Consider the following 829-nt stretch of genomic DNA (forward strand, 5'->3'; position numbering starts at 1 on the left):
GAGGGTGTCAGGAAGTTTGTGTGTGAGGCTCTGATCTAGAAGGAGTTTCACCGATAATGACTACGGTGTCACCGAAGAAAAACCATGACCCGGCGAGGGTCAACGAGATCAGCGAGAAGCTGATGGAAAACCCTGAGCTTGCCAGCTTGATCAGCGAGCTGTCGACCTCCGCCGATGATGCAAGCGATCTGGTCAAAGGCCTGCTACAGGCATCGATCAACGCTGGTTTGCAGGCGGAGATGGATGCGCATTTGGGCTACGGCCATTCCGACCGCAAGACCAAAGCCCAGGTGGAAACCGCACAGGCGAACAATCACCGCAACGGGTCGTACACCAAGACCGTCAATTCCGGCTACGGCGCGGTAGAAGTGACCGTGCCCAGGGATCGTGCCGGCACGTTTGCTCCGAAGATGGTGCCCAAAGGTGCACGCCGGCTGACTGAGCTCGATGACATGATCGTCTCGCTGTACGCCGGCGGGATGACCGTGCGCGATATTCAGCACCATCTGGCAACCACGCTCGGGGTGGATATGAGCCCGGATACGATCAGCACCATTACCGATGCGGTGTTAGACGAGGTCATGATTTGGCAAAACCGCCAGCTTGACGAGTTTTACCCGGTGATCTTCCTCGACGCGCTACGCGTGAAGATCCGTGACGGCCACCGCGTGGTCAACAAGTCCTGCTACATGGCGGTTGGTGTCGACATCGACGGCATCAAGCACATCTTGGGGTTGTGGATCGCTGATAACGAAGGCGCCGCGTTTTGGGCATCGGTGTGCGCGGATCTGGCCAACCGTGGTGTGCAAGATGTCTTCATCGTCTGCTG

General features: G+C 57.7%; 1 protein-coding gene. It reads left to right on the forward strand.

What is annotated here, in order from left to right:
* Positions 1 to 56: 56 nt before the first annotated feature.
* Positions 57 to 829 (forward strand): IS256 family transposase (locus tag ACUY2Y_RS11680; RefSeq protein WP_448326647.1); only part of this gene is annotated, 773 nt, incomplete at its 3' end.

The sequence above is a fragment of the Corynebacterium sp. 20-84 genome (genome assembly GCF_053479455.1).